The 1019-nt window shown below is 75.7% G+C and carries 1 protein-coding gene; it reads left to right on the top strand.

All coding sequences use genetic code 11. The features are described from left to right. Positions 1-199: 199 nt before the first annotated feature. On the top strand, positions 200-988 hold the full coding sequence (locus ACFWEJ_RS28820; protein WP_377232576.1) for a GNAT family N-acetyltransferase: 789 nt from the start codon (positions 200-202) through the stop codon (positions 986-988). The last annotated feature ends 31 nt before the right edge of the window (positions 989-1019 follow it).

Genomic DNA, 1019 nt, shown 5'->3' with positions numbered 1-1019 from the left:
GGGAAGGGGACGAGGGCCAACGTCGGATCAGAACCGACGTCGGTCAGGGGCCGACGTCAGACGGGGGCCGACGTCGGTCAGGGGCCGACGTCGGACGAGGGCCGGCGTCGGACGGGGGCCGACGTCCAGCCTCAGCCGCGTCGAGCCCAGCCGGCGTCCCGCCGGAATGCCCACGGCCGGACACCAGTTGCTCATTGACGTGAGCCTTCTGACCGACGCCGCCCCCGGCGGCACCGCCCCCGACCCCGCAGCGCCCGACGCCTCCGCGCCGGCCCCTTCGGCCTTCAACGACTCAGCGCCCGACTACTCCGCGCTCGACAACGCCGGCTGGTCGTCGCTCTCCGGGGAGCACGCCCACCTCGCCGAGGGCGGCGACCTCGTCCGCCGCTACCCCGTGGACGTCTCGCCGTGGGCAGCCGTCCGCACCTGGGACGACCCGGACGTGTGGGCCGCGATCATCGACCTGGTCGGGTACGACGCCGACTTCCCCGCCCCGCCGGAGTCCGTCGTCCTGCCGGCCGGCTGGGTGCGCGGCGACGTGTTCGGCGGCGTGCAGCTCGTCGAGACGGACCGCGTCCAGGGCCGCCCCGACGAGGAGGCCGTGGTCCTGGGCGCCGCCGACGTGCCCGAGATGCTGGACCTCGTGTCCCGCGCGAAGCCCGGCCCGTTCCTGCCCCGCACCTACGAGATGGGCCGGTACGTCGGCATCCGGCGCGACGGCGAGCTCGCGGCCATGGCGGGCGAGCGGCTGCGGCCCGCCGGCTGGACCGAGATCAGCGCCGTCGCCACGGACGAGCGGTTCCGCGGCCAGGGCCTGGCCACGCGGCTCGTGCTCGACGTCGTCCACCACGTCCGCGAGCGCGGCGCCCGGGCCATGCTGCACGCCTCGGCGGGCAACACGAACGCGATCCGGCTCTACGAGAGCCTCGGGTTCGTGCTGCGCCGCCGCAACGAGTTCGGCAACGTGCGCACCCCGGCCGGCGCCTGACCGCAGGCACCGACGAAGCAGGCCCCCGGTG

The sequence above is a fragment of the Promicromonospora sp. NPDC060204 genome (genome assembly GCF_042728455.1).
In the GTDB taxonomy this organism is placed as follows: domain Bacteria; phylum Actinomycetota; class Actinomycetes; order Actinomycetales; family Cellulomonadaceae; genus Promicromonospora.
Note: the sequence above shows the minus strand (reverse complement) of the source record. Positions and strands in the feature narration are given on the sequence as shown.